General features: G+C 39.7%; 3 protein-coding genes. 2 read left to right on the top strand and 1 reads right to left on the bottom strand.

Annotation, left to right across the window (positions count from 1 at the left end; all coding sequences use genetic code 11):
- Positions 1-144: 144 nt before the first annotated feature.
- Complete coding sequence (locus GX348_11905; GenBank protein NLP42860.1) at positions 145-1,035, bottom strand: LysR family transcriptional regulator; 891 nt, start codon at positions 1,033-1,035, stop codon at positions 145-147.
- A gap of 132 nt (positions 1,036-1,167) precedes the next feature.
- On the opposite strand from GX348_11905, the gene GX348_11900 reads away from it, so the two are divergent.
- Both GX348_11900 and GX348_11895 read left to right on the top strand, forming a co-directional pair.
- A complete protein-coding gene (locus GX348_11900; protein NLP42859.1) occupies positions 1,168-2,130 on the top strand; it encodes a D-2-hydroxyacid dehydrogenase in 963 nt (320 codons plus the stop codon).
- 81 nt (positions 2,131-2,211) lie between these two features.
- A complete protein-coding gene (locus tag GX348_11895) occupies positions 2,212-2,382 on the top strand; it encodes a hypothetical protein (protein ID NLP42858.1) in 171 nt (56 codons plus the stop codon).
- Positions 2,383-2,537: the final 155 nt, after the last annotated feature.

Here is a 2,537-nt window from a genome sequence, read left to right as displayed (position 1 = left end):
ATTACAGATACTAACGACAATGACGGCGTAGCCGAGGTAATAAGTAAATTTATTCTGAATAAAAATATTTAAAATTATATTTCGCAATAAAGGCTAGGAAACCGTAAAAACTACGGCTCCTAGCCTTCTTAGCTATTTGAACCTTTATGAATCTTTCGATAGGTATTCTTTGGCAAACTTGATCCATAATTGGGCTGCATGAGATAAGCAAAAGCCTTTTTTCCAAATAATCGACATTTGGTGAAATATTGCCGGGCGGGACAAAGGAATAGTCGAGAAAGAATTGTGGTCTAGATCTGCACAAGTCTTACTGGGCAAGAAAGCAATGCCTAAATTGGCTGCTACAATCTGGATCATGAGTTCAAGCTGCGAGGTTTCAAAGATTATGTTAGGTTTAAAGCCCATTAGGCGACATTGGTCGACGATGACGTGATGAAGGCTGAATTCGCTGTCATAGATTACAAAGGATTGATTCTGTAATGTTTTAAAATCTATCTCAGGCAGTTTGCTTATTGGGTTATCCGGGTGAGCAACGACCCAGACCGGGTCGTTTGCCAGAGTGAAGGAATCATATTTATCAGCAGCCGGGGAATTGCATATAATACCAATGTCCAGGCTGCCGTCCTGAATGGCAGTTTCAATTTTTTTTGAGCCATGCTCAAATAATAATATCTCAATCTGGGGATAGTTAATCTTAAACCGACCTAATAGTTTTGCGAAGGAGGTTGCTCCCGTAATCGGCGGTAAGCCGATTGAAACCTTTCCTTTGTCTAGTTTGGCTTCGTTTTCAATTTCCGGGATTAAGTTGTCAAATAAATTAACAATCTGTTGCGCGCGCTGAAAAAAGCTTTCCCCCGCCTCGGTAAGTTGTACAGATTTGGAATTACGATTCAAAAGCATAAGACCAACTTCAGCCTCTGTATCAATAATCATTTTGCTGATGGCTGATTGAGAAATATGGAGTATTTGAGCCGCTTTGCTAAAGCTCTTCTGCCGAGCTACCTCGACAAAATATTTAAGATGCCGAATATCCATAGTACGCTCCTTTAAACTTACTATCTAATTTACTCATGGTGCTTATCACAATTATCTATTTTATTTATGATACAAATTTATATACAATAACAGTAAAAGTCAAGGATTAAATAAAATTTAGGAGGAGTAAGAATGAAAGCAGTATTCTTAAACGCAGGCAAATTGGACTTTGATAAAAAGCTAGACTTTTCGCCGTTAAGCAATCTTACTGAATTGACTAATTATGATGATACCAGTAATGATCAGATTGTTGAAAGAGTTCAGGGTAAAGATATTGTTATTACTAAGGAAATGCCTGTCGGCAGAGATGTAATCTCTCAATTTCCGCCTTCTGTTAAGCTGATTTGCGAAGCGGGTACCGGCTATAACAACATTGATATTGTCGCTGCGCGCGAGAAAAATATTGCTGTCTGCAATATCCCCAGTTATAGTACTGAGGCAGTTGCGCATTTGGCAATAACCTTTATATTGAATTTAAGTGCCTCATTACCTCAACAGCAGCATATGCTTGAGAAGAAAGATTTTAGTAACTTCACGGATTATTTAAAAGTTCCGCACATTGAACTTCAGGGTAAGACCCTCGGTGTAATTGGCGCCGGTGCGATAGGTCGCAATACTATAAGAATAGCCCTGGCTTTAGGCATGAATATTCTTATTTACGATAAGTTCCAGAGACCATGGGAAGAGGCAAATGTAAAATATGCTGAACTTGAAGAAGTACTCAGAGAGAGCGATTTTGTAACGCTCCATTGTCCTTTAACTGCCGATACAAAGCATATAATCAACAAAGATAGATTGAAACTGATGAAACCTTCAGCTTATATTATTAATACCTCCAGAGGGCCGCTAATCAAAGAAGCTGACCTGATTGAAGCTTTGAAGAACGGACAAATCGCCGGTGCAGGTCTCGACGTTCAGGAGATTGAGCCGCCTGCATTAGATAACCCTTTATTTGACATGGATAATGTGATAATGACTCCTCACATTGGCTGGCGCCGTTATGAATCCAGGCAAAGGCTTGTAAATCTGATGGGTGATAATATCAAATCGTTTATCGATGGTAAACCTGTAAATGTTGTAAACGAAAAAGTTTAATCTTAAGCCCCCAGTTCAAATTGAAACTGGGGGCTTTTCAGTCTTTCGGTTATCGGGTTCCGGGTTGAAGCCAATGGCGCCATGGGCGGACAAAGCGATTTCGGCAGCAATCTGCGCGGCGTCCACTACGCTGTTTCGCATTCGATGAACGATAATACAGCGTTGGAATTAGTTTTTAAAGATGAACAGGATCTTGACGATAGTCCGACAAAATATAAAACTTATGAGGCAACTGTAAGCTATAGTTTTTAAATCTTCGAGCAAAGACTAATAATCTCAATAGCAAGAATGTTCATTCTAATTGCTTGACACATACAAAGCTCCTTGCTAAAATTGTACTATCTAACAATATATTGGGATGAAGGTTATGGGAGAGACCGCTAAGCGGCGCCGAAGGAGTAAGCTCT

The organism is Veillonellaceae bacterium (assembly GCA_012523975.1).
Taxonomy (GTDB): Bacteria; Bacillota; Negativicutes; order JAAYSF01; family JAAYSF01; genus JAAYSF01.
Note: the sequence above shows the minus strand (reverse complement) of the source record. Positions and strands in the feature narration are given on the sequence as shown.

Bases quoted from the DNA above. Each gene is read 5' to 3' on its own strand.
- GX348_11905 (NLP42860.1), bottom strand. From the start codon at position 1,035: ATGGATATTCGGCATCTTAAATATTTTGTCGAGGTAGCTCGGCAGAAG.
- GX348_11900 (NLP42859.1), top strand. From the start codon at position 1,168: ATGAAAGCAGTATTCTTAAACGCAGGCAAATTGGACTTTGATAAAAAG.
- GX348_11895 (NLP42858.1), top strand. From the start codon at position 2,212: ATGGGCGGACAAAGCGATTTCGGCAGCAATCTGCGCGGCGTCCACTAC.